This window comes from Flavobacterium sp. CFBP9031 (assembly GCF_034044945.1).
In the GTDB taxonomy this organism is placed as follows: Bacteria; Bacteroidota; Bacteroidia; order Flavobacteriales; family Flavobacteriaceae; genus Flavobacterium.
Genome location: NZ_JAXCWF010000003.1, coordinates 272,257 through 296,490, shown reverse-complemented (window position 1 = coordinate 296,490; position 24,234 = coordinate 272,257). Strand labels below are relative to the sequence as shown.

22 protein-coding genes and 1 tRNA gene are annotated in these 24,234 nt (G+C 33.6%); 11 read left to right on the top strand and 12 right to left on the bottom strand.

Annotation, left to right across the window (positions count from 1 at the left end; genetic code table 11):
• Positions 1 to 49: 49 nt before the first annotated feature.
• Positions 50 to 1,363 carry a ribosome biogenesis GTPase Der gene (der, locus tag SOM12_RS07100; RefSeq protein WP_250833916.1) on the bottom strand — a complete coding sequence of 438 codons (1,314 nt, stop codon included), beginning with the start codon at positions 1,361 to 1,363 and terminating at the stop codon, positions 50 to 52.
• Positions 1,364 to 1,607: 244 nt separating this feature from the next.
• A complete protein-coding gene (gene era, locus SOM12_RS07095; protein ID WP_250833917.1) occupies positions 1,608 to 2,489 on the bottom strand; it encodes a GTPase Era in 882 nt (293 codons plus the stop codon).
• Between the two features lie 117 nt (positions 2,490 to 2,606).
• On the opposite strand from era, the gene SOM12_RS07090 reads away from it, so the two are divergent.
• Positions 2,607 to 2,679 (top strand) — tRNA-Met (locus SOM12_RS07090).
• Positions 2,680 to 2,904: 225 nt separating this feature from the next.
• Here SOM12_RS07090 and SOM12_RS07085 read toward each other — a convergent pair.
• Together SOM12_RS07085 and SOM12_RS07080 are read right to left on the bottom strand one after the other, a co-directional pair.
• Positions 2,905 to 3,642 carry an NERD domain-containing protein gene (locus SOM12_RS07085; protein WP_320492893.1) on the bottom strand — a complete coding sequence of 246 codons (738 nt, stop codon included), beginning with the start codon at positions 3,640 to 3,642 and terminating at the stop codon, positions 2,905 to 2,907.
• A gap of 219 nt (positions 3,643 to 3,861) precedes the next feature.
• Positions 3,862 to 5,250 (bottom strand): serine hydrolase, encoded by a 1,389-nt coding sequence (locus SOM12_RS07080; protein ID WP_320492892.1) that lies wholly within the window; start codon positions 5,248 to 5,250, stop codon positions 3,862 to 3,864.
• Positions 5,251 to 5,621: 371 nt separating this feature from the next.
• On the opposite strand from SOM12_RS07080, the gene SOM12_RS07075 reads away from it, so the two are divergent.
• Positions 5,622 to 6,665: a serine hydrolase domain-containing protein gene (locus tag SOM12_RS07075; RefSeq protein ID WP_320492891.1), complete on the top strand. Its 1,044-nt coding sequence runs from the start codon at positions 5,622 to 5,624 to the stop codon at positions 6,663 to 6,665.
• A gap of 112 nt (positions 6,666 to 6,777) precedes the next feature.
• On the opposite strand, the gene SOM12_RS07070 is transcribed toward SOM12_RS07075, so the two are convergent.
• Positions 6,778 to 7,590: a formylglycine-generating enzyme family protein gene (locus SOM12_RS07070; protein ID WP_320492890.1), complete on the bottom strand. Its 813-nt coding sequence runs from the start codon at positions 7,588 to 7,590 to the stop codon at positions 6,778 to 6,780.
• A 367-nt stretch (positions 7,591 to 7,957) separates the two neighbouring features.
• On the opposite strand from SOM12_RS07070, the gene SOM12_RS07065 reads away from it, so the two are divergent.
• The 8 genes from SOM12_RS07065 (at position 7,958) to SOM12_RS07030 (ending at position 15,470) form a co-directional block, all read left to right on the top strand.
• A complete protein-coding gene (locus tag SOM12_RS07065) occupies positions 7,958 to 9,094 on the top strand; it encodes a helix-turn-helix domain-containing protein (RefSeq protein WP_320492889.1) in 1,137 nt (378 codons plus the stop codon).
• A gap of 88 nt (positions 9,095 to 9,182) precedes the next feature.
• Positions 9,183 to 9,719, top strand: a complete 537-nt coding sequence (locus tag SOM12_RS07060) for a porin family protein (RefSeq protein ID WP_095928694.1) — start codon at positions 9,183 to 9,185, stop codon at positions 9,717 to 9,719.
• Between the two features lie 336 nt (positions 9,720 to 10,055).
• Complete coding sequence (locus tag SOM12_RS07055) at positions 10,056 to 11,153, top strand: exopolyphosphatase (protein WP_320492888.1); 1,098 nt, start codon at positions 10,056 to 10,058, stop codon at positions 11,151 to 11,153.
• A 224-nt stretch (positions 11,154 to 11,377) separates the two neighbouring features.
• Positions 11,378 to 12,778: a DUF1254 domain-containing protein gene (locus SOM12_RS07050; protein WP_320492887.1), complete on the top strand. Its 1,401-nt coding sequence runs from the start codon at positions 11,378 to 11,380 to the stop codon at positions 12,776 to 12,778.
• A 58-nt stretch (positions 12,779 to 12,836) separates the two neighbouring features.
• Positions 12,837 to 13,937, top strand: a complete 1,101-nt coding sequence (locus SOM12_RS07045; RefSeq protein ID WP_320492886.1) for a DUF1254 domain-containing protein — start codon at positions 12,837 to 12,839, stop codon at positions 13,935 to 13,937.
• 122 nt (positions 13,938 to 14,059) lie between these two features.
• Positions 14,060 to 14,386: a metalloregulator ArsR/SmtB family transcription factor gene (locus SOM12_RS07040; protein WP_320492885.1), complete on the top strand. Its 327-nt coding sequence runs from the start codon at positions 14,060 to 14,062 to the stop codon at positions 14,384 to 14,386.
• Between the two features lie 59 nt (positions 14,387 to 14,445).
• The gene (locus SOM12_RS07035; protein ID WP_320492884.1) at positions 14,446 to 14,919 is read left to right on the top strand and encodes a DUF6428 family protein; all 474 of its coding nucleotides are present in this window, start codon (positions 14,446 to 14,448) and stop codon (positions 14,917 to 14,919) included.
• Between the two features lie 131 nt (positions 14,920 to 15,050).
• Positions 15,051 to 15,470, top strand: coding sequence for an arsenate reductase ArsC (locus SOM12_RS07030; protein WP_320492883.1), 420 nt, complete (start codon positions 15,051 to 15,053; stop codon positions 15,468 to 15,470).
• Positions 15,471 to 15,776: 306 nt separating this feature from the next.
• On the opposite strand, the gene SOM12_RS07025 is transcribed toward SOM12_RS07030, so the two are convergent.
• From SOM12_RS07025 to SOM12_RS07000, 6 genes are all read right to left on the bottom strand, one after another.
• Entirely contained in the window at positions 15,777 to 16,829 is a 1,053-nt protein-coding gene (locus tag SOM12_RS07025; protein ID WP_320492882.1) for a hypothetical protein, read from the bottom strand.
• Positions 16,830 to 16,906: 77 nt separating this feature from the next.
• Positions 16,907 to 17,386, bottom strand: a complete 480-nt coding sequence (locus SOM12_RS07020; RefSeq protein ID WP_095928685.1) for a hypothetical protein — start codon at positions 17,384 to 17,386, stop codon at positions 16,907 to 16,909.
• Positions 17,387 to 17,472: 86 nt separating this feature from the next.
• Positions 17,473 to 17,952, bottom strand: a complete 480-nt coding sequence (locus SOM12_RS07015) for a YybH family protein (RefSeq protein WP_095928684.1) — start codon at positions 17,950 to 17,952, stop codon at positions 17,473 to 17,475.
• An 81-nt stretch (positions 17,953 to 18,033) separates the two neighbouring features.
• The gene (locus tag SOM12_RS07010; RefSeq protein WP_320492881.1) at positions 18,034 to 19,104 is read right to left on the bottom strand and encodes a type II asparaginase; all 1,071 of its coding nucleotides are present in this window, start codon (positions 19,102 to 19,104) and stop codon (positions 18,034 to 18,036) included.
• 21 nt (positions 19,105 to 19,125) lie between these two features.
• Complete coding sequence (locus SOM12_RS07005) at positions 19,126 to 20,574, bottom strand: aspartate ammonia-lyase (protein ID WP_320492880.1); 1,449 nt, start codon at positions 20,572 to 20,574, stop codon at positions 19,126 to 19,128.
• A gap of 34 nt (positions 20,575 to 20,608) precedes the next feature.
• Entirely contained in the window at positions 20,609 to 21,835 is a 1,227-nt protein-coding gene (locus SOM12_RS07000) for a DcaP family trimeric outer membrane transporter (protein WP_320492879.1), read from the bottom strand.
• A 436-nt stretch (positions 21,836 to 22,271) separates the two neighbouring features.
• Here SOM12_RS07000 and SOM12_RS06995 point away from each other — a divergent pair, with 436 nt between their 5' ends.
• Positions 22,272 to 23,852 carry a hypothetical protein gene (locus SOM12_RS06995; RefSeq protein ID WP_320492878.1) on the top strand — a complete coding sequence of 527 codons (1,581 nt, stop codon included), beginning with the start codon at positions 22,272 to 22,274 and terminating at the stop codon, positions 23,850 to 23,852.
• A gap of 36 nt (positions 23,853 to 23,888) precedes the next feature.
• Here the strand turns inward: SOM12_RS06995 and SOM12_RS06990 are convergent, their stop codons facing one another.
• Entirely contained in the window at positions 23,889 to 24,134 is a 246-nt protein-coding gene (locus SOM12_RS06990; RefSeq protein WP_248729563.1) for a hypothetical protein, read from the bottom strand.
• Positions 24,135 to 24,234: the final 100 nt, after the last annotated feature.

The window sequence follows — 24,234 nt, the reverse complement described above, 5'->3', positions numbered from 1 at the left end:
TCTAGACACCAAACATAAAAAAATCCCCTAATTCAAGGGGATTCTTTTTTTATTTTTCTCTAATATAAATATCTATCGGAACTCCTGCAAAATCCCATTTTTCTCTAATTTTATTTTCGAGATATCTTTTATATGGTTCTTTAACATATTGTGGCATATTGGCAAAAAATACAAACTGAGGTGTTTGTGTTGGCAATTGCATACAATATTTAATCTTTACATATTTTCCTTTTGTTGCTGGCGGCGGATAAGCCTCAATCACTTTTAACATGTACTCGTTGAATTTTGAAGTTGCAATTCTTTGTTTTCTATTTTCGAAAACTTGAACTGTTGCTTCTAATGCTTTTAATAAACGCTGTTTTGTTAAAGCAGAAACGAATAAAATTGGCACATCTGTAAAAGGCATCAATTCTTTTTTGATTTTCTCTTCGTAATCACGAGTAGACATCGTATCTTTTTCTACCAAGTCCCATTTGTTCACCAAGATTACAACCCCTTTACGGTTTTTCTCTGCCAACCAGAAAATACTCTGATCTTGACCTTCAAATCCGCGAGTTGCATCGATAACTAAAATACAGATATCTGCATGCTCAATCGCACGCACAGAACGCATTACAGAATAAAACTCTAAATCTTCTTTTACTTTTGCTTTACGACGAATACCGGCAGTATCAACCAAGTTAAACTCGAAACCAAAACGGTCAAATTTAGTATCAATTGCATCACGAGTTGTTCCAGCAATATCGGTAACAATATAACGATCTTTACCAATCAAGGCGTTTATAAAACTAGATTTTCCTGCATTTGGACGTCCTACAACTGCGAAACGTGGCAATTCAACTTCTGGCGTTTCTGGTTCAGGTTTTTCTGGGAAAGCATCAATTAAAGCATCCAATAAATCTCCTGTTCCACTTCCAGAAATACTTGCGAATGTATAATATTCACCTAAACCAAGATTGTAAAACTCTACCGCGTCTTTTTCACGCATTGCGTTATCAACCTTATTTACAGCCAATAAAACTGGTTTTGTTACTTTACGAAGTAATTTTGCAACAGTTTCATCCATTGGCGTAATTCCTTCTTCAACATCAACCACAAAAATAATAACATCGGCTTCGTCGATAGCAAGTTCTACCTGCTTACGGATTTCACCTTCAAATACGTCATCGCTTCCGCGAACGTATCCACCTGTATCTATGACAGAAAACTCTTTTCCGTTCCACTCGCTTTTACCATAGTTTCTATCGCGGGTAACCCCAGATACTGAATCTACAATAGCTTCTCTTCTTTGTATCAGCCTATTAAAAAGGGTCGATTTCCCTACATTAGGTCTTCCTACTATCGCAACAATGTTATTACTCATTTTTTTGAATTTTAGACTTTAGACTTTAGATTTCAGATTCTTAGCTTCCTAAAAACCTAATCACTTGTAATCCAAAATGCCTTATTTAAATTTTTTGCAAAGGTAGTTAAAAAAAGTTGCTGAGACGCTAAGATTCTAAGTACCTAAGTTTTTTAATTATTTTGTTTCAAATTTCAAGTTTCAGGTTTCAAGTTTTACGTCTGCCATAAAACTTGAAACCCGAAACTTGAAACAATTAAAAGCTTTATTGATTGTAACCAAATCGTTTTAGCATATTGGCGTTACTTCTCCAGTTTTTATTCACTTTTACGACTAGTTCAATGTGAATTTGTTTTCCGAAGAATTTCTCTAAATCGGCACGAGCATCGGTTCCAACTTTCTTTAAAGCGGCACCTTTATGTCCGATAATAATTCCTTTTTGAGTTTCACGTTCTACCATAATAATCGAACGGATTCTGATGATTTTTTCATCTTCAAAAAATTCTTCTGTTACGATTTCAACCGCGTATGGAATCTCTTTGCTATAATTCAATAAGATTTTTTCACGAATAGTTTCGTTAACAAAGAAACGTTCTGGCTTGTCTGTCAACTGATCTTTCGGATAATAAGCTGGAGATTCTGGCAATAATTCGATAATTCTTCCGAAAACTTCTGGAACATTAAAATTCTGTAAAGCCGAAATCGGGAAAATTTCTGCATTTGGTACTTTTTCTTTCCAAAAAGAAACCTGCTCTTCTAATTGTTCCTGATTAGAATTATCTATTTTATTTAAAAGTAATAAAACGGGAATTTTGGCATGAATGATTTTATTAAAGAAAGCTTCGTCTTTTAGATCTTGCTCGCCTATTTCGACCATATAGATTAAAATGTCTGCATCTTCAAAAGCCGATTTTACGAAGTTCATCATCGATTCCTGCATTTCGTATGCTGGTTTGATGATTCCAGGAGTATCAGACAAAACTAACTGAAAGTCTTCTCCGTTTACGATTCCTAGAATTCTATGACGTGTAGTTTGTGCTTTTGATGTAATGATCGACAATCGTTCTCCAACGAAAGCGTTCATCAATGTTGATTTTCCAACATTTGGATTTCCGATAATATTTACGAAACCTGCTTTATGTGACATTTTTTGCTTTATTTATTTTGCAAAGGTAGTCATATCAACTCAATACAGAAAATAAAACATTTTTTAAAGTTTTCGTTGGATTTCTCAAAAATCGACGTATCTTTGCACCCGAAACATCGCGGGATAGAGCAGTAGGCAGCTCGTCGGGCTCATAACCCGAAGGTCACAGGTTCGAGTCCTGTTCCCGCTACTAAGTAAAACACCACTTGAAAAAGATGGTGTTTTTTTTATTCAAAATTTTAACAGCTCGGCGGACTCATATCCGCCACGGCGGACACAGGTTCGAGTCCTGTTCCCGCTACTAAGACAAAAGCTTCAGAGAAATCTGAAGCTTTTTTGTTTTTTATCTATTTTCATTTCATTCACTAGCAAAACATCCTCACCTTCAATGATTACTGATTACTCGAAGTCGGCGCTACATTCTTTCTGTGAATTTACATCTTGGATACGATTTGCATCCAAAAAAACTTCCGAATTGTCCTCTTCTTTCAACCAAATTATTGCCACATAGTGGACATTTGTTTTCTTTAATTTTTTTTTCTCGGTTTCTAATTCTTCTTTTAATATAATTAATATGTTCCCGTTTATTGAACGAATCAATGATATTAGAAGCATTAATTCTTTCAAAAATACTATTCTTTTCGTCTTTTGAGAGATTTATAGTAGAGTATTTTTTAATTGTTCTTATAAGACGATACACATTAATAACATCTACACTTGTATCAATCTTTATTTCTGCTTTTGTCGAAAAAACAATAACAGATACATATTCAAGACCGCTATATTCGTTTAAACAACTTTTCAAAGCTCGTATATGTCCCGCATTTTGAAAAATTGGATTGTAAAATTTCGTTTTGTACTTATATAATACTTGAGTCCAGTACTCCGAGTTTTCATGTCCAACAATCCATCCTTTGTAATTTTTGGTTTCAATAACAAATATTCCAAAACTAGAAATCACCACATGATCGATTTGAGCAGTTACTTCCCCTCTTTTTAAAACTATATTATTAATTACTTTATAATCTGACTTATTTAAAAAATATAATACTGAAGAAACTGTTTTCTCTCCAACTATTCCTTTAATTTTTGTTTTGAAAAAACCAAAAATTAAAATCAGTAAAAAGACTGCAATTAGTAAAATTAGTTCCATAAACTCTTAGTCTCTTAAATTTCAACTAAATATAAAGAAATACTACTAACTAACAATTTTATAATAATCTTTAATAATTAGGTTAGATAATTGAATGCTTCCCACTACAACGACAAAAAGCTTCAGATTTCTCTGAAGCTTTTTGTCGTTTTTTGTGGACCACTTTGAAATGACTTTGCGTTCACGAACGGCACGCTCACACCAGCAAGGAGACAGTTTTCATTTCATACGTTTTGCTTCTATCTTTTTTCCATTCTGTAATAAAAACAAATTTGAAATTTCTCCTTTTTCGTTCTTTTCAAACTGAATTTGTGCATCTACTACTTTGTAGAAAAAGAACATTTCACTTTCTACAAATATTCGGAACGCATCTTGTCCAGTCAATTGTGAAAATAGCTGGTCTTTATCTAATGAAATTTTGATTTCATACTCATTTTCAACTGCATAAGTCCCAACAAACTTTTGAAGTTCTTCAGGAGTAATACTAATTTCTTTTCTGATTTTTTGCACAGGCAATGGTTTATTATATAGAATACTTCTAATTGCCTTAGAAGGAATTGAAACGTTGCTGTGATTTTGAAGTATTATTATTGTTTTATCATTTGTAATATGTCTATCAATAAAAGTCACATAGCCTGGCCACCCCCCATCATGGTTTGCAATTTTTCCAAAATCAGCATTTTCTTCAATTCCCCAACCAAAACCATAATTCCTTTTAGCTCCGTCTTTCAAAGTTGCTAATTCAAAAACTGCTTTCATATCCTCTTTTGTGAGTAATTTATTGGTATATAATGCTCTATCCCAAATCAATAAATCGTTTACAGTTGAATTAACTCCTCCATCTCCAACAACACCATCAAGCCAAATAACAATTTTAGTTTCTTCCAATTCGTCTGGTAAAACATATTTTTTCAAACTATCTGAGTAAACATAACCAAAAGCATAATTGTCAATTTTCTTTGGCGATAATCTACGATTGTACGCAAAGGTATTTTTCATTTTCAACGGTTGGAAAATAGCCTTGTTTAGATAGTCAGCGTATGTCATACCCGATGCTTTCTCAATTATTGATGCCAATAGTGCATAGCCCGTATTGCTATATTCCCATTTAGTATTTGGCTCAAATAGTATTTTTGGTTGATGTTTACTAAATATATTAATTATGTCTTTGTTAGTGGCAATTTTAGATTTGTCAAATAAACTATCCATAAGCTGCATGTAGTCTGGCAGACCTCCGGTATGATTCAATAAGTTTTTTACCGTTACTCCTTTATAAAAAGAAAGTTCGGGTAAGTATTTTGTGATGTCATCGTCCAAATTCAACTTCCCTTTTTCTTTAAGTATCATTATCCCCATAGCTGTAAACTGCTTTGAACAAGATGCCAATTCAAAAATCGAATTTTCGTTCAATTTTTCTTTTGTTGTTTCATTTGCAAGTCCAAAACTATGGCTATAAATAACTTTCCCTTTTTCTGCAATTAGAACATTTCCATTGATTTTCTCTTTTGAATAAAGAGAATTGAGTAAACTGTCGATTTTTTGAATTCGATCTTGTCCAAATGTAAGATGTGCAACTAAAAGAAGTCCGATTGTAATTGTTAATTTCATTTTTTTATTTCTGGTTAATTAATGCAGGTAAGATGGCTCGCAAAATTGCCACCAACTTATTTATATGTGTGACAAAACCATAAAAAGCCATCCAAATTTGGGTAGCTATATGTGATAAATCTCATACATTATTTATCTTTCAAATATATAATTTTTCGAATACAAACTTTAGATAAACAATCGAAATTCACATTAATGTTAACACGAAAAGTATTCAAAAAATAAAAATGCCTTTTTAATGTTTACGAAATAAAAATCCTATTTTTGGAAACAAAGAAAGAATGACATTTCTACCCAATTCACGTTAGAAAAGTCGAAAATCTTCAAACTTTTAACAAATTAACCAGAGAATTAAACCATACCTTACGACAATGAAATATTTAACCGCTATTTTATTTTTCACATTATTTGCCTGTAACAGTGTTCATAAAACTAATAAACAAATTGTTGAAAATGCGATTACAAATAACGCGGCTAAGTTATTAGAGGACAAAAGATTTCATTCTGTTTCCATTACAGTGTTTAAAGATGGAGAAGCCACAATAAAACATTTTGGTGAATTAACGATCGGAGAAGGAAACAAACCAAACGATTCTACACTTTACGAATTGGCTTCGGTAACTAAAACTTTTACAGGTTATGTAACTGCTAAAGCTATACTTGATAAAAAAATAAATTTAGAGGATGATATTAGAATTTATCTTGATGAACCTTATCCTAATTTAGAATTTAAAGGCGAACCTATAAAAATCAAACACCTTATTACACATACAAGTGGTTTTCCTAATTTCCCTATAAAAAGCGAAAATAAAAAGGCTTTTTTTGAAGGACTAAAACTAATCAAAATTGAAACGATACCTGGAGAAGTATATTCTTATTCCAACACGGCTCCAGAATTGACAGCACATATACTTGAAAAAGTGTATCAAAAGCCTTATGAGGAATTGGTAACTGAATTTATTCTGAAACCAAATAAAATGAACCAAACCAAGTTTACATTAACCGAAAATGATAAAACAAGGTTGGTAAAAGGCTATAATGATAAAAACGAATTAATGCCTAACTTCAACAGAACTTTATGGGGCGGAATTTCGGGATTGCATTCTACGCCTACGGATTTAGTGAAATATATGAAATTGCAACTAGACAAGTCAAATCCTATTGTAAATGAATCGCATAGAAAATTATACAAAGAAGGTTCTGATTTTTGGGAAGGCTATCATTGGTACATCATAGAAAATGAAAAGGAGTTAATTTATAGACATCACGGAGGCATATACGGAATGCAGAATTGGTTTGTAATTTATCCTAAACAAAACATAGGAATATCTATAATTACAAATACCAGCTTTAATGAAACAGGAGAAATTTTAGAAAATGTAGTCAATAAATTGTATGATGATATAAATAAATAGATAGATATAAAAATCAAGTCCATTCTTCGGATTTACCAAATCATCCAATTATAAAGCTATTTTCCATTAAGGATATTACCTAAAAGTATTGCAATAACTGTTGCCCGTAATCTTATTTGTCTTTTGCGATTCTAAATCCAAATCCATCGTTTCGTGTGTCTTTTGGAGATTGGTATCTCACTTCCGGCATATGAATTCCGTATTCTAATGGTTTTCCATCTGCACTTTGGGTTTCGTAAAACCAACTTACACCTTTCGAGATTTTATATGATCCTTCTCCTTCAGGTGGTCCTTGAGGATTTTGTTTGCTTACTAAGCTATCCTTTTCAGGATTATACCAATCAGAAACCCATTCCCCGACATTACCAGTCATATCATAAATTCCTAGTTCATTCGGTTTAAGAAGTCCCACTTTATGAAAAATACTATCTGAGTTTTCTTTTACCCAACCAATCTCAATTGGATTATTACTGCCGCTATATTTGTAGTTTTTAGTTTTCTTTCCACCTTTAGCAGCATACTCCCACTCTGCTTCTGTTGGTAATCTTCCTCCTGCCCATTTTGCATAATCATTTGCTTCATCCCAAGTGGCAAGCATCGGATTTTCGTCTATCCATTTATAATATACTTTTACGCCATGTGCATTTTCTATAGGTGCGTCTGGCATTTTTCTTCCAGTATTTTTACAAAACTCCCTAAACTGTTTAACCTTTATTTCATATTTACTTATATAAAAATTATCTAGTTCAACCATTCGGTGCGGACTCGTAAAACCATTTATGGTGTCTCCTTTGGGGCTAATGACCATTTGGTTTTTGCCTTGTTCAAAAGTGCCACCCTCTACGAAAATCCAGTCAACATTGTCTTCTTTACAGGAAGTAAATACCAAAAGTCCAAGAAAGATTATAAGTAATTGTGTTTTCATATTATTTGCTTAAAATTACTGTCATTAAATCTGACAACTACACAAATCTATCCAAATTTGTATAATACTACGAACTTTAAAGAAACAAAATTCCTTGCGACAAAGACAAAATCTCTTAAAAAAATCCTAAACTTTTTTGCCTTTTCCTAATAAAAATTTTCCAATAAACCTCCATGTCGCCCTAGACCAAAATATCTTATAATTCTTTCATAATTTTAGTTAATCATTTCTTAATCTGCTAAGAAAACAATTTGCATTACTATAAATTCGTCGTGTCATTTAATATGAAATTAGCTATATTTTAAAAAATAGCATCATTCAAATTACACCCCAAAAACAAAACTTAAAAACAACTAAATACCAAAACGTGATTTATACCACACTTTTAAATATTGCGGTTTTTCAGGGAATAGTTTTAGGCTTTATTATTTTAAAGTCTTCCATTTTCAATAGTAATTCAAATAAATATCTGGCAGGTTTGCTTTTTACACTTTCCATTATTTTACTGAATCATGTTTTTGAGGTTGAAGATGCATTTACTCCATATCCTTTCCTTCGCTTTATTGATCATATCGAATGGACATTTCTAATAGCTGCTTTTATATTCCTTTTTATTATAAATCGAATTGACGATAGTATAAAAAGCAAGCAAAAATCGTATTTGTGTTTTATTCCCTTTGCCTATACCGCTATCCTTAATATTGCGTGCGATCTGGATCGTATTGCAGGACTTTACACTATTCCAGAATCGGGCTCTGGTCTGCTCAAAATACTTAGTCTGATTCATCTTGTGTTAGCCATTACATTCATGCCTTTTTTACTGTGTTACTCTTATTTTATGCTAAGACATTTAAAAGATCCACAAGAGAAAAATTGGATCTTTATCCTATTAACAATTGTTTCTTCATCATTATTCGCTTTTCTTATTATTGCCCTAGCCAACAAGTTTTTTCCATTTGACCTTTCTGCAACGATGAGCATCTTGGCTTTTTTTGCCACATTCATAATTCATTGGACTGCTTATATTGGCATTTATAAATACAAGCTGGCCAAAGACCACGAAGCAGTTTACAATTTTTTAAACAGAGATTTAGCCATTTCGCCCGCCAATCTTCAAATTATAGAAAATGACACTCGAGAAGAATATAGTGAATCTATCACGGCAGAAAATCTTTACTTTCAAGAACTAGAACTTCTTTGCAAAGAGCAGCACATTTATACTGACAGTACACTAAACAGAGAAAAAGTTGCCGAAAAATTAGGTATAAGCCCAGGATATGTTTCTCTAATTGTAAACACAATAACAGAAGATAACTTTGCCAACTACATCAACAAATATCGGGTTGAAGCGGTTAAGGAAATGATTTCAAATTCTGAATATGAAAACTATAATTTGCTTGCAATGGGTTTAGAATCTGGCTTTACTTCCAAAACAACTTTTTATAAAGCTTTTAAAAAACTTACTGGCCAAACACCAAATGAGTATAAAAATAACCTCAAATAAGTACCATTTTATACATTTTTGAGTTTTTGAAACCTTTTCTAATTTTTCTTATGCCAATTTTGGCTTCAAATAATTCAAATCAATTTTTATGAAAAAAATTTTATTGCTAGCTGTTTTTACAGTTTTAGGATTTGCAAATGTTAATGCCCAAGAAATTAAATTTGGAGCTAAAGCAGGTTTAAACTTTTCAACTGTTAATGGAAGTAACACCAACAACATTGATTATGTAACATCATATCATTTTGGTGTTGTATCGGAAATTCCAATTTCTGATAAATTTTCCTTCCAGCCTGAAATAATGTATTCGCGTCAAGGATATAGCTTCAATAATGATGTTGTTGCTATGAATTATTTGAACATTCCTTTAATGGGAAAATATTACGTAACAAAAGGATTAAGTCTTGAAGCCGGACCGCAAATAGGTTTTTTACTTTCTGCGAAAAATGAAGGCGTGAAAGTAACAAACTCATTTACTACTTTTGATTTTGGCGCTAATTTTGGCGTAGGCTATAAATTAGAAAACGGACTTAATTTTGGTGCTAGATATAACTTGGGAATAACTAAAGTTGATACTGACAATAGAAATGGAGTATTTCAAGTATCTGTTGGTTACTTCTTTTTCTAAAGTTTAATACTCTCATCGCTTTTACACTTGGAACTCCTTAGAAAAAGAAGATCATAATAACCGATGAGTATAGATTTTAATTAAAGCTTCAGAGAAATCTGGAGCTTTTTTTATAAATATACTTTATTTATATAAAACCCGTTATTTCTTTACAATAATTTAATATCATGTTTTCTTAGTAACTGATTTTATATTATTAAATGTTTTCTTAAATTCGCAATTCCGTAATGAAACCATTTGTTTTCATTCTAAAATTATGATTTTCATATCAATACCACAAAAAGTAACTTTATAATCTTTTAAAAACAAATTATATTATAATTACAATTCAACACAATGCAAAACAAACACAACCCCAAATTCTTATTTTTTGCCCTTTTAGCCTTATTTTTTTCTGTCAATTTATTTTCTCAAAAAAGTGTTTACGCCGGAATCGAAATTGGACGTAGAGCTATTAAAGTTTCTGTAATTGATGTAAATAACATCAGAAAAGCTGATTACAAAATTCTTTCTTTCTGGACTGAAAGAATTCCGTTTGCTGACCATATTACTGCTAACGGTGAACTTACACAAGAAGATATCACTAGAACTAGTGTTATAGTTACTAACCAATTGCAAAAAATTAAAGCTGAAAACAAAATTCTTGAAGAAAACATTTTTGTTGTAGCGGCTCCTGTTTTTGCTTCTGCACGTAACTTAGATGTTTTAAAAAATAAAATTGCGATTTTAACTGGAAAGCAATTAGAAGTATTAGATGTTAATGAAGAAGCAAAAACACTTGTAAAAGGTGCTATACCACCTGTTGATTTTGCTAATGCTTTCCTTCTTGATATTGGTGCTCAAACTACAAAAGGAGGTTATATCGACGAACTTAAAGACGGTAAATTAGAATTTGTTCCTTTAGAGCTTAGTTTTGGTACAATGACACTTACTGATGCTGTAGAAAAAACAGTGGTAAACAAAAGTCAGGTAAACGATATGTCGACTTATCAGGAAAAATCTTTTGACTATAATGTAATTCTACGTAAAAAGACAAAAGAATTATTTGATGCGAATCCTCCTTTGGCAAAAAAGGATAAATTATACTTATCTGGTGGAGCTGTTTGGGCATTTTCAACTCTTTTCTATGATGAAAATGTGAATAAAGAGCATTATGTTGCTCTAACTCTTCAAGATGTTATCGATTATGATGCTATTCTTAAAAACAACTTTAACAAGTTTACTAATCTTGCCAAAACAAATAAAGAAGCTGCGAGAGTTTTAAGCACTTACGACCAAAAATACTTGATTTCGGCAAACAACATCCTTGTAACTTGTCTTGAAAGTATTCCAGACTACGCAACAAAGAAAATTTTGTTTGTAAAAGAAGGACAAGTAATCTGGCTAATCTCTTATATTGCAGATCGTTCTAAAAAAATAAATACTAATTTCTAAAAAGTATTTTTTCAATAAAAAAAGCCTCAGAGAAATCTGGGGCTTTTTTTATTGCTTCTCATTTCAATTTAAAACATACTGGTATTTCTAACTTCTACTATTTCAAAATGGTTGCAACTTATAATTTGCAACCATATTTACCATTCAAAAAAGCATAGTTTTTCTTTTAAACTCTAATTTTAAAAATCAGGAAAAAATCTTACATGAAATAAAACCTCCCGATTATGAAAAATTTAACCGCTTTTTTTATCGTAACTCTTTTAGCAGTAACTGCCTGCAAGAAAGAACCATCAAAAGATAATCAAGAAACAGCAAATGCATTGTCTACTGACTCCATAACTGCTATTGCAAAAGAAGCTTGGATATATGGCTATCCCATATTTTACAATTACAAAACCATTTACTCTAGCGCAATCAACAAGGAAGCTAAAGAATACTCTGGATTTAACAAATTCAAAAGCGTAGCTACCAGTGCAACTCCCGCAGATACTTTAATAGTAACCATAAATAACGATACTCCGTACTCAATGGCAGCGATTAATGTTTCAGACGAGCCGGTTATTCTTCAAGTGCCAAAAATAGAAAACGATCGATATTATGTAATGCAGTTTGTAGACCTCTACACTTTTAATTTTGAATATGTAGGATCGCGAGCAACTGGCAATAATGCAGGTAAATATCTCATTGCAGGACCAGATTGGAAAGGAGAAACTCCTAAAGGCATTGATAAGGTTTTACATTCTGAAACCAATTTAATATTTGTCGTAGGCCGTACCCAGTTACATGATCCTGCAGATGTATCAAATCTTAAAAAAATACAGGCGCAGTATAAATTAATTCCGCTGCATGAATATACAAAACAGCCTGCTCCTCCTGTAAAAAAATACAATCTGCCTTTGCCAGTCTGGAAAGAAAGCGATTACAACTCGCTTCAATTTATTAGTGCGCTAAATGCTTTATTACAATACGCAAACGAAGATAGCAGCGAAAAAGAACTAAGAAAACGTTTTGCTAAAATTGGAATTGTGCCTGGACAACCTTTTGACAGTTCAAAATACTCGCCTGAAACGATAAAAGCAATTGAAAAAGGAATTGCTGAAGCCAAACAAGAACTGGAATCTAAAATAGATAATGTCAAAGATGCGGGAAGCCTTTTTGGTACACGCGCAGAACTTAAAAACAATTTTCTGAACCGTGCAATTGCCGCAGCTGCCGGAATTTATGGAAACACTAAAGAAGAAGCAGTTTATACCGGAAGCAGTGTCGATAAAAATAATCAGCCGCTTTTAGGCAATAATAATTATGTTTTAAAATTTACTAAAGATCAACTGCCTGAAGCCAAATATTTTTGGAGCATCACCATGTATAATCTTCCTAAACGTTTTCTGATTCCAAACCCAATTAACAGATATTCTATTGGCAATAAAACAAAAGGATTAAAATATGAACCTAACGGAGATTTGATCATTTATTTACAAAAAAGCTCTCCTGGAAAAGACAAAGAAAGCAATTGGCTTCCGACTCCTAAAGACGAAAAATTCATGTTTGTGATGAGAATTTACGGTCCGCAGCCAAACGTTATTAATAATATTTGGAAAATGCCTCTTCCAGAAATTGTAAAATGAAAATCATAATTTCAGAAATAAAATCATAACCATTTTTCTAATTTTAATTTCAAATAATATGAAAAATTACAAATTACTATCAGGAATATTTCTAGTTACGATATCATTACTGATTTCTTCCTGCAAACAGAATAATGACAAATCAGAAACCGATTCTTCAGCATTAAAAGATTCAACGGCTGTAAATACGGATTCAGTGGCACAAAAAAACAGTGTTAAGGTTACTGCATCAAACTTTAACCGCGCAGAAACAGATCTTTACTTTACGACTTCGGTTAAAGATGCTGGTGGTATTGGTAATATACATCATTATAGAACTTTAATGCCAATTGACAAACAAGCTGTAATTCGTGCTAACCGAGATGTATTGTATTCTTCTGGAGTTTATGATCTCGATGCTGGACCAATAACCGTTACACTACCAGATCCAGGGAAACGTTTTATGTCGATGCAGACTATCGATGAAGATCAATATTCTGAAACGTATTACGCTCCCGGAACTTTTACTTTTACAAAGGAAAAAATCGGAACACGCTATCTGATGTTAGGAATAAGAACTTTTATTGATCCTAACGATCCTAATGATTTACCGAAAGTTACAGCATTGCAAGATGCAATTAAAATTAGCCAAAAAGATAAAGGAACTTTTTCGGTTCCAAATTGGGATCTAGTGAGTCAAAAAAAAGTTAGAGATTCTTTAATTGGCGTTTCTAAAAAATTATCTGATACAAAAGGAATGTTTGGCTTAAAAGGTAAAGTTGATGAAACACGCCATTTATTAGGAAGCGCAACAGGATGGGGCGGAAATCCAGAAAAAGATGCACTTTATCTTTCTGTTTATCCTAAAAAAAATGACGGAAAAACAGTCTATAAACTTAAAGTTAAAAATGTTCCTGTTGATGGATTTTGGTCTATAAGTGTATACAATAAAGAAGGCTATTTTGAGAAAAACGATCTTAACATGTATACCTTAAATAATATTACAGCGAAAAAAGATGCTGACGGATCGATCACTATACAGTTTGGAGGCTGTGACGGAAAAACACCAAATTGTATTCCTGTCGCTCCAGGCTGGAATTATTGGGTTAGACTATATCGTCCGCATAAAGAAATACTTAATGGCTCATGGAAATTTCCTGAAGCGGTTGAAGTTAAATAAATACTAGTATCAATAAAATTAAGGCTTCAGAGAAATCTGGAGCTTTTTATTTTAAATTAATCTCTGAAAAGTTTCATCATTTAAAAACTATATCGTAATATTGCAATATTAATATAATAATTATGGGAGCAACTAAAACAGAACATTTTACAGACGCACAAAATCAAATTGCTACAATTGCTAAAGCATTAGGACATCCTGCAAGAATTGCCATAATCGAATATTTGCTGCAAGTGAATGAATGTATTTGCGGCGATATTGTAAACGAACTGCCTCTTGCCCAGCCTACCGTTTCTCAGCATCTAAAAGAGTTGAAAAATGCTAGAATCATTAAAGGAAATATTTCTGGAAATGCAATTTGCTATTGTATTGATGAAAAAACAATTGATATTTTAAACTCCTATTTTTTAAACATCACACAAACCATTTCAAAATCAAAATGTTGCTAAAACATTTTTTTTGAGCAACTATATCGCAATATTGCAATTAACAAATAAATAAAAATAAGATGAAATTATCAGAAATAAAACAGATTTTACCAACATTAGACAATGTTGAATTTCAATTAGAAAACGGAACTTTTGTGCCAGAACATTTTCATGTGACAGAAGTTGGGGTAATTACCAAAAATTTTATTGATTGCGGCGGAGTAATCAGAAATGAAAAAGCAGTAAACTTTCAGCTTTGGGATGCCAATGATTTTGAGCATCGTCTAAAACCAAATAAACTATTGCACATCATTCAATTATCTGAAGATAAGCTAAACATCGAAGACTTCGAAATTGAAGTAGAATACCAAAGCACCACAATTGGAAAATATGATTTAGAATTTAACGGAAAAACTTTTGTCCTAAAAAACAAAACAACAGCTTGTTTAGCCCAAGATGCTTGCGGTATTCCAGCTGAAAAACAAAAGATCAATCTTACTCAATTAACCAATGATAATGCTTCATGCTGCACTCCAAATTCAGGATGTTGCTAAAAAATGAAAGAACAAATCTTTAAATACAAGAAACCAATTGTAATAACCTCATCTGTTATTTTACTGCAGCTTATTTTCGGTTTTGAACCCAAATTCTGCATCATAAATATCATTTGGTTATTTGTTTAATTATGAAAAAGAAAATACTAATACTTTGTACAGGAAATAGCTGCAGAAGCCAGATTGCCGAAGGCTACATGAAATTTTTTGCAGAAAATAAAGCTGAGGTTTACAGCGCGGGTGTAGAAACTCATGGCGTTAATCCAAAAGCTATTTCGATAATGAAAGAAGATGGAATAGACATTTCAAATCATACTTCGAACAATATTGATGAATATACCCATATCGATTTTGATTTTGTGATTACGGTTTGCGACAATGCTAAAGAACGATGTCCTTTTTTTCCAACGAAAGCAGCCAAATTTCATTACAATTTTCCCGATCCTGCAAAAGCAATAGGAACTGATTCTGAAATCATGGAGCAGTTTAGAAGCGTACGAGAGCTAATAAAAACATATTGCAAAAACTTTGTGGCAGAAAATCTAACTTAACATTATTGAATATTCCGTTAGGAATATCTCGTCGGTAGAAAAAAAATAATATAGTTTTGCATTGTGTCCTGTAGGGACAGCTGATTTTAGGGAAATAAAAAATACGTTCAATTAATCAAACGTTCCTACGGAACGTATAATCATGGTTCATATTTAAAATCTACCAACGAAACATTCCTACGGAATGAATAGTTGGAAGAATCTTGTCTATTTTTAAACATTACCTCATCGATATAAAAACCAAAAATGCGTAAACCCAAAAGGACTTACGCATTTTTTCTGATGAAACATTATAAAAAACGCCGTTTATCGTCTTCTTCCGCCACCTCCGCCGCCAAAGCCGCCTCCGCCACGAGAACCACCTCCCATTTGTCCAGCGCTTGGTCTTGACGAAGCTCCTCCGCCTCTATTAAAATTGGAGTTTGAAGAACTTCCTCTATTAAGATTCGAAGTTCCTGCACTTGGAGATGCACTCTGGCGTGTTCTTCCAGATGCATTGGTATTTCCTGTTCCTGTCGATGGTCGTGTGCTTGCAGAAGGGCGCGAATTACCTCGATTGGTATTGTATCTGTTATTGGTAGAATTGTCTCGTACTGTGTTAGATCTTGATCTATTATTATTGTAATTATTAAAATTGTTTCTGTTATTAATGTATACGTTATTATGTCCGCCATGATAATGACCGCCATGATAACCATGATGATGGTAATAATGGTTGTGACGATAAATTCCGACCGCCATTACGGTAAAAGCGGCGAAGTAAGGCGGATAAAACCCATAATAATAAGGTGGATAATACGGCACATAAGCCGGTGAATATACATATTGTACAATGGGCACCGTTTCTACCACAACTGCCGTTACGGCTGGCGCGCTTTGTACGGGATCATCTCCTGCATAAGCTGGGTTTGCTGTTTTTGCTGGTGCGGATTTAGCTACTGGTTCAATGACATAATCTTTTCCGTACAGCAGCTCATCGCCTACAATCTGCATTTTTACCTTTCCGTTTTTATCTTTATCAACCAAAATAACAGCAACGTCTTGATTTTCGTTCTTGTTTACAGCAACTTGAAGAATAAAAGTAAACGAATTTCCGTTTTTCTTTGTGACTACTTTTATAAAGTCTACTTTTTTATCCAGATTCAAATCCAGATTATTGATTCCTGTTTTCTCCAGATTCAGGTTTTTCTCAAATTCTTCAATAGTTTTTGATTTCTGAAACAGGGACATCACGGCATATAAATCAAGATTGTCTCCTGGAAGCCCAAGTTCTGGGCCATCATTTTCAGCTTGACAAAAAATCAACTGGGCAGACATCATTAATGCGACTGTCAAATATTTTGTAAATATCTTTATCATAGTAAGAGTATAAAATATTAATAAGAAGAGTAGAAAATGATTCTTTCTATACTTTCTAATCTGTACCCAGAAATCGTCTAGTGTTTTTTAGTTTTATCCAATTCGCCAATAAAAGGAATTGCATCTTGAATTTCTGCTCGTATGGTTACTTGCAAATACTGCTCAAGCTGTACAAATTTTGCAGCATTGATTCCGCCAATTGGTTTTACCAGTTTAGAATGGGTTTTCGCAAGCAGTTTTTCAGCTTCTTGATTGTACTTTAAATTCGATGAGGTTAATTCTGTCGCTTTAGCGTCACTCAAATTGGCATAATTCTTCGCATAATCTTCTAGAATTTGAATCTTCTTCTGACTTAAGGCTTTGCGTTCTGTTTCGTATTTGTCGTAAATAGGCTGAAATGCAGCTGCCTGTACATCGGTCAAGCCCAAATATTCTTTAACCACTTCTGCTTTAGATTTTCCGTAAAGGTCTTGGATGAGTTTAATTTCATCAACAGAGCTCTGGGCCGTGACATTCAATCCAAAAGCTAGTGACAGTATAAATATTATTTTTTTCATAATCTTAATTTTATAGTTTTTAATTACTTGCTAAAGTTTAGCTAAGCGGTACTCCAAACTAAATTGGGAGTATTTCAATGTTATTTTTATTCTGTCAATCCATCAGATGCACTCATGTCTCTTAAGCATACATATTTGCCATCTCTTTTTTCAAAAAGGCTCATATAGTTTCCAGTATTAACTGGAGTGTTAGTAGAATCTGTTACTTTGTAGTATCCTACTTCTACAACCATATTACCATCCTTAGAAACAAAAACTTCTTTGGTTTCAAAAGATATTATATTCGTATTATTAGCCAAATCTGATTCTAAAAATTCATATCTGGCATCTTTACCAATAATGGGTGGCCTATTTTGATAAAAAGTTATGGCATCATCTGCATAGTAACCAATCTCTTTTAGCTGGCCAGCATTGTATGTTGCAGCATATTCATTTTCTTTTGCCTGAATTTCTTTCTTGACTTGTTTTAAGTCAATTACAACATTTTCGTCTTTTTTTGTATTGCAGGAAACCAATAAAACACAAAACCCTGCGAGAACCGCTCTTGTAATTATTTTATTTTTCATACCTATTAAATTTTCAAATTGTTATAAGATTATTTCATTTTACAAACAGGTTCAAAAAATTGTTCGTAAACACAGGCCTTTTTAATATTCTTCAAATATCTTTTGGAGTTCTGCCAAACTTCTCTGTTTCAGCAATGCTACTGATAATAAAATTCTAGATTTCTGCGGATTCAAAGCGTATGAGGCAATAAGTCCAAGTTCATCATCATTGCATTCTACATTACGGCTTACAAGTCCAGTCGCAACGCGCGTGCTTCGAACTACGATAATTCCTTTTTTGCTGGCTCTTGCGCAAGCATCTAGAGAAGCTTTATTCATATTTCCGTTTCCTACTCCAGCAATTACAATTCCTTTAGCACCGCGTTCTATCGAAGCATCAATTAAATCTGGTTTCATATCGGCATCGGCATAAATAATATCTACACGAGGAAAAGAGCTAACGCCTTTCACATCAAATTCTGAGTTTTTCCCAAATTTTTGACTAGGGTAATTAAAGAAATCATTTGTTCCGTAAGAAGTAATACCGATAAGTCCTCGAAGCGGAGACATAAAAGTCTGAACGGCCGTTGTACTCACTTTTGTTAACGATTGTGCAGAATGAATCCAATCATTCATTACCAAAAGCACTCCGCGTCCTCTTGCTTTAGGATCGCCAGCTACTTCAATAGCATTATAAAGATTTAAAGGTCCGTCTGCACTAATGGCTGTTGACGGGCGCATTGATCCTACAAGCACTACTGGTTTATCTGTTTTTGTAGTTAGATTTAAAAAATAGGCCGTTTCTTCCATCGTATCGGTTCCGTGTGTAATTACAAAACCGTCTACATCATTGCTATTGGCCAATTCATTAATTCGATTAGCTACCTTCAGCATAATTTCAAATGACATATCCTGAGATCCCACATTCGCAATTTGCTCGCCTTTTATATCTGCCACTTTTAAAGCATCTGGAATGGCATTTACCATCGCATCAATAGTAACCTGTCCCGAAGTGTATCCAGATTGTACTCCCGTTTTAGCAGAACCAGCAATTGTTCCTCCTGTTGCCAATATTAGAACTTTAGGTTTAGCCTGTCCGAACATGCTGATATTTAATGACAGTATCAGCAGTAAAAGTATTTTTTTGTAAAAGTTGATATTGAATTTCATCATTTTGTAGTTTTAGATTGAGAATTATTTTTGGCCCGTTAAAGTTGCTGGATCCAGAAGTTTCTTAATTTGATCTTCTGTCAGCAATTTCTTTTCGCGTATAAGTTCTAAAATTCCTTTGTTGGTTGCGAGTGCTTCTTTGGCCAGTTCGGTTGTTTTTTCATAACCCAAAACAGGATTCAGAGCCGTTACAACACCTACACTTCTATCCATGTAATGCGCTAAAACATCTTTATTTACCGTAATGCCATCGATACAGTTTTTTCTAAATAACGGCATTGCTTTAAAAAACAATCCTTGCGATTCCATCATGGCAATAGCCTGAACAGGCTCAAAAGCATTTAATTGCAATAAACCAGATTGTGCGGCAACCGTTACGGTAAGGTCATTTCCCATTACTTTAAAACACAATTGGTTCATCAACTCTGGCATAACCGGATTTACTTTTCCTGGCATAATTGAAGATCCTGGCTGAAGTGCAGGCAAATTGATCTCGAAAAAACCAGTACGAGGACCAGAAGCCAAAATGATCAAATCGCTGCTTATTTTTGCCAAAGCAACTGCCATGCTCTTAAGTGTAGAAGAATACATTACAAACCCTTGCTGGCTAGTTGTTGCGGCAATAAGATCTTTGCTCATTACGATTGGTTTTCCTGTAATTTTTGCCAGATGTGCCGCTACTTTCTCAGCATAACCTGGAGAAGCAGTAATTCCTGTCCCGATAGCAGTAGCCCCCATATTTTGTTCGCATAGATAAGCCTCCGATTTTTTTAAAGCGCTAATCTCCGCATCAAGTTGATTCCCAAAAGCATGAAATTCCTGACCTACCGTCATTGGTACAGCATCTTGTCCTTCAGTTCTTCCTATTTTTAGGATGTCTTTAAATTCATCACCTTTTTTATGGAAAGCTTTCGCCAAAAGATCGGCCTCTTTAAGCAGTTTGTCGTTATGGAGCAGTAATGCTACTTTTATAGCTGTTGGATACACATCGTTTGTTGATTGCCCCATATTAAGATCATCGTGAGGTTCAATAAATTGATATTCGCCTTTTTTATGACCGCTTAGTTCTAGCGCGATATTGGCCAAAACTTCGTTCACATTCATATTGGCAGAAGTACCGGCACCACCTTGATACAAATCGACCAAAAACTGATCGTGATATTTGCCGTCAATTACTGCTTGACAAGCTTTTTCTATAGCAGCAAGCCTGTCTTTTTTAAGTCGGCCTACATCAGCATTGGCACGTGCCGCAGCTAGTTTAACCATTGCAAAAGCTTTTACATAGTCAGGATAAGATTGCGTAGTCAAGCTACTGATCTGAAAATTTTCTAACGCACGTGCAGTTTGCACACCGTAGTAAGCATTTGCTGGGATTTGTTTTTCTCCTAGAAGATCTTTTTCAGTTCGGGTTTGAGCATTAAGAATGCCTAAAGACAATCCGAACAATAGCAGGTATTGTACAGTTTTACACATATTTTCTTTTTTTATTAATTAAAAACAAAAGCTTTTACTGGTTTCTTTTATAAAATGATTGTGAGAAATTATATTTAAAAGAAAACTGTAATTTGTTTATTGAAGTACTCCATCCATCATTAAAATTTTCGCGGTCACCCCACTGAAATTCTGCTCCAACTGTGCAATTTTTTACAGGAGTATACAAGACATTTACAAGAGCGTATTGTCCCTTTTTAAACGCCTCATCTATTTGTCCATCAGAGTTGTCGATATCAATCATAGAATATCCAATTGCAGTACTAAATTTATCACTCCAAGTATGATCTAAAAAAGCTACAACCCCCACTAAAGGAAGCGCAACACCTTTTACAGGAGTTACCGCATTACCAAAATTGTTTTCGATACCTATATCCACAGGAGCATCGTTCATGTAGTTTTGTATTCCTTCTCCGTATACCACCTGTCCTCTAAAAACATCATTTTTACTAAAGTTGATGTTGGTGCTTAAATTAAGTCCCCATCCTACAGCCTCTCCAGATAAATCATACTGATCATTATTCAGATCTTTCCATTCAATTTTTCTTAAGATACCTGCCAACTCCACATAACCCCATTTTGTGCCAACGTGATATTCTGCCGAAAGGTCTGGCAACGGAAATCGCGCTTTTACGCCTTGCAGTTCCACACGATTTGCATAATCTCCCTGATCGGCACTTGCTCCAGGTCTTTCTAATGCGATAGTTAAACGGGTATCACCTTGAATGGGCATATAACGAATTTGAATATTACGGAAGAATACCATTCCTGTTGGCCCCCAATACTCTAATGAATTCGGAAATACGCCAATATCCATAAATGGGCTCCAAGTTTGTCCAGCTCCAAATTTTCCTAATTCGGCATAAGCATGACGCAAACGAAAAGTAGTTTGTCCAGCATCGACACCCGTACCGAACAATTCGAATTCAAAATGAGTTTTTAATTCGCCAATTCCTGTATCAAAGTAATTTTTGAAACCTAATCTGGTCTGGCGCACAGAAGCGTAGTAACTGCCATCTGGTCCGTATTCGTCTTTAAAAGCAGGCAATTTTGTGGGCCTTACTACATCGTACCAATCTGATTGTATCTGATTAAAATTATAACCAATATCGGTCATAATAAAACCGTAGATTTCCATGCTTTTATTCCCTTCGTCTTGAGCTCGAACAAATGCTGAAAGAAGAAAAAAAATTATGAGGACACGACACCTCATCGTTGCGATCTGCAAAAATCTTTTTTTCATAATGATTATAGTTTGTTTATTGTGGGATACAACTTTTAATCTGATTTTTGCAGTCCTGGCTTAAAATAAAAGTCATTTTATTTTAAAAAATGGATATTTCTCAGTACGAATTTTTATTCACCTCAAAAGCTTTTATCTGATCCTAAAAGCTCTTAATACGGGAATGCAAAAATTTTAACACCTATACATTACAGTCTTTTTTGTTTAAAAAAAGAAACAAAACACAGCTTTTACCTAATTATCAAACAAATATAACTAATACAATAGCACGACTAGGGTTATTAACCGTTACATTTAACCGTTAAAAATATCAGATAAATAATACTAACATGTTAAAAATTTTCATAAATTTATATCTTCATAAGTAATTGGTCTTTAACATTTTATACGCCTAAGTGACTTTTTTTTGACATTAATAATTTTCAAATAATTTATTATGGAGTCTATAAAAAAAATCCCCTCGGATAAAATCTATAATGAGCTGGAAAATGTTTTAAAGTTTTATTCTTTTAAGAACTCCACTCTTTTAAGCAATTTTCTTCGCTATATTGTCACCGAGACTATAGATGAAAGACAGCAGTTTATCAAAGAATATTCTATAGCTGTAAATGCTTTAAGTAGACCCTCCCATTTTAATCCGCATGATGATGCCATGGTTCGCATTCATGCAGGACGATTAAGAAAATTACTTACTGAATATTATTCTACCGATGGAAAAGGCAATTCGGTTATCATTCATGTCCCAAAAGGCGGTTACGTTCCAGAATTTATTCATAATAATAAAATGAGACCTACTGATCTCTCTATCAGTATTAGTAAAACCAATCCATTAATTACCGTTTTTCCTTTTAAAACAATGGTCCATCGACCAGATTTAGAAGCTTTTTCGCAAATACTTTCTGAGGAGATCAGTGCAGAACTTTCCCGTTTTCAAGATATATCTGTAATAGCTCATTTCCCTTCTGATGTCCTTTCAAAAATTAACGAAAATGTTCTAGAAGCGGCCAATATGATTGGAGCAGATTTTCTTATTACAGGACACATTCAAATTATCGATAACAAACTGCACATAAGAGTCAGCCTAATAAGCTCATCTTCAGGGAAATTTATTTCGACTAAAGTATTTACTCCAGCTACTATAGAGGATGGCATTAGAATTCAAAATGAAATCGTAAAGGATATCGTTTCTACTATGGGCGGTTATTATGGTACTATTTTTAAAGAAATGGTAAAAACTTCATCATCTAAAATTTCAAACCACTCAAGCGTTTCAAAGGCAGTCTGCAGTTACCACGAATACCAATGTTCCTTTTCTATTGAAAATTACGCTACCGCCCTTTCTAATTTAACTGAAGCCGTAGAAATAGACCCAAACCATTCTATTGCATGGGCAATGCTGGGCGAAATGCATTTGGCTTCTATTGCCCTAGGATTAGACAATTGCAAAAAAACTATCGAAAAAAGCAGTCACTGCATCACAAAAGCCTTAAATATTGATCCTAATTGCCAGCAGGCTTGGTACGCACAGACTCTTTTACATTGTTTTAGAAAAGATCAAGACAACTGTCTTTATGCCGCAGAGCAATGCATAAAAATGAACCCTAATTCGTCAGGCATTGCTTCAGGAATAGGCTGTATACTGATTTTTGCAGGTTATTTTGAAAAAGGTTTTAATTTATTAGAAAATGCCACTCATATAAATCCTGCACATCCATGGTGGATTAGCATTGGATATTGTTACTATTTCATTCATAAAAAAGAATATCAAAAGTCTTTATATTGGGCAGAAAAAATGGATTTTGAAGAGACTATTTGGGATCCTTTGCTTAAAGCCGTTTCTTTATCTCTGCTCAGCGAAGATGCAAAAGCAAAAGCATATTTGAATAACCTTCTAGAACTACAGCCTCAAACAGCCGCAGAAATAAAGGAAATACTATCGAGTTTTATGTTTTCTGATGAAATTGTTTTTAGAATCATCAACAGCTTAAAAAGAATCGGGTTAAAAAATGGCATCTGATCTCTGAGAGATTTAATCAAAAACTATCTTCTACGACTAAGCCACTTTCTTTACTGCACGTTTTTTCTTTTCTAATAATTTAAGATGATTTTCGGCGCACAAAATTTTCTCGGTCGTGCCGTTCTTCTGTATTTCGATGAGATAATGAAAATCTCTCTCCTTTGAAGTCGATTTTATTATAAGCCCCTTTTTAAAATCCATTTTTCTTTCGATAATGGTTCCCTTGTAAGATCTCCCACTTAATGCAGTGTAGGAAACATCTTGTCCTTTTACAAATTTCATTGTTTTAGCCTTTTGTTACTAATATTTGCTAATACTTCTAAATCTGAAAAACCAATGTTAAGGGGGGAAATCAGTTTTTCTATTTCGGCGAATGTAAAAA

Excerpts from the sequence above, each read along its gene's own strand:
- SOM12_RS07005 (WP_320492880.1), bottom strand. The coding sequence starts at position 20,574 with ATGTGTAAAACTGTACAATACCTGCTATTGTTCGGATTGTCTTTAGGC.
- SOM12_RS07060 (WP_095928694.1), top strand. The coding sequence starts at position 9,183 with ATGAAAAAAATTTTATTGCTAGCTGTTTTTACAGTTTTAGGATTTGCA.
- SOM12_RS06995 (WP_320492878.1), top strand. The coding sequence starts at position 22,272 with ATGGAGTCTATAAAAAAAATCCCCTCGGATAAAATCTATAATGAGCTG.
- SOM12_RS07010 (WP_320492881.1), bottom strand. The coding sequence starts at position 19,104 with ATGATGAAATTCAATATCAACTTTTACAAAAAAATACTTTTACTGCTG.
- SOM12_RS07050 (WP_320492887.1), top strand. The coding sequence starts at position 11,378 with ATGAAAAATTTAACCGCTTTTTTTATCGTAACTCTTTTAGCAGTAACT.
- SOM12_RS07000 (WP_320492879.1), bottom strand. The coding sequence starts at position 21,835 with ATGAAAAAAAGATTTTTGCAGATCGCAACGATGAGGTGTCGTGTCCTC.
- SOM12_RS07030 (WP_320492883.1), top strand. The coding sequence starts at position 15,051 with ATGAAAAAGAAAATACTAATACTTTGTACAGGAAATAGCTGCAGAAGC.
- SOM12_RS07085 (WP_320492893.1), bottom strand. The coding sequence starts at position 3,642 with ATGGAACTAATTTTACTAATTGCAGTCTTTTTACTGATTTTAATTTTT.
- SOM12_RS07080 (WP_320492892.1), bottom strand. The coding sequence starts at position 5,250 with ATGAAATTAACAATTACAATCGGACTTCTTTTAGTTGCACATCTTACA.
- der (WP_250833916.1), bottom strand. The coding sequence starts at position 1,363 with ATGAGTAATAACATTGTTGCGATAGTAGGAAGACCTAATGTAGGGAAA.
- SOM12_RS07040 (WP_320492885.1), top strand. The coding sequence starts at position 14,060 with ATGGGAGCAACTAAAACAGAACATTTTACAGACGCACAAAATCAAATT.
- SOM12_RS07025 (WP_320492882.1), bottom strand. The coding sequence starts at position 16,829 with ATGATAAAGATATTTACAAAATATTTGACAGTCGCATTAATGATGTCT.
- SOM12_RS07045 (WP_320492886.1), top strand. The coding sequence starts at position 12,837 with ATGAAAAATTACAAATTACTATCAGGAATATTTCTAGTTACGATATCA.
- SOM12_RS07035 (WP_320492884.1), top strand. The coding sequence starts at position 14,446 with ATGAAATTATCAGAAATAAAACAGATTTTACCAACATTAGACAATGTT.
- SOM12_RS07055 (WP_320492888.1), top strand. The coding sequence starts at position 10,056 with ATGCAAAACAAACACAACCCCAAATTCTTATTTTTTGCCCTTTTAGCC.
- SOM12_RS07075 (WP_320492891.1), top strand. The coding sequence starts at position 5,622 with ATGAAATATTTAACCGCTATTTTATTTTTCACATTATTTGCCTGTAAC.
- SOM12_RS06990 (WP_248729563.1), bottom strand. The coding sequence starts at position 24,134 with ATGAAATTTGTAAAAGGACAAGATGTTTCCTACACTGCATTAAGTGGG.
- era (WP_250833917.1), bottom strand. The coding sequence starts at position 2,489 with ATGTCACATAAAGCAGGTTTCGTAAATATTATCGGAAATCCAAATGTT.
- SOM12_RS07070 (WP_320492890.1), bottom strand. The coding sequence starts at position 7,590 with ATGAAAACACAATTACTTATAATCTTTCTTGGACTTTTGGTATTTACT.
- SOM12_RS07020 (WP_095928685.1), bottom strand. The coding sequence starts at position 17,386 with ATGAAAAAAATAATATTTATACTGTCACTAGCTTTTGGATTGAATGTC.
- SOM12_RS07015 (WP_095928684.1), bottom strand. The coding sequence starts at position 17,952 with ATGAAAAATAAAATAATTACAAGAGCGGTTCTCGCAGGGTTTTGTGTT.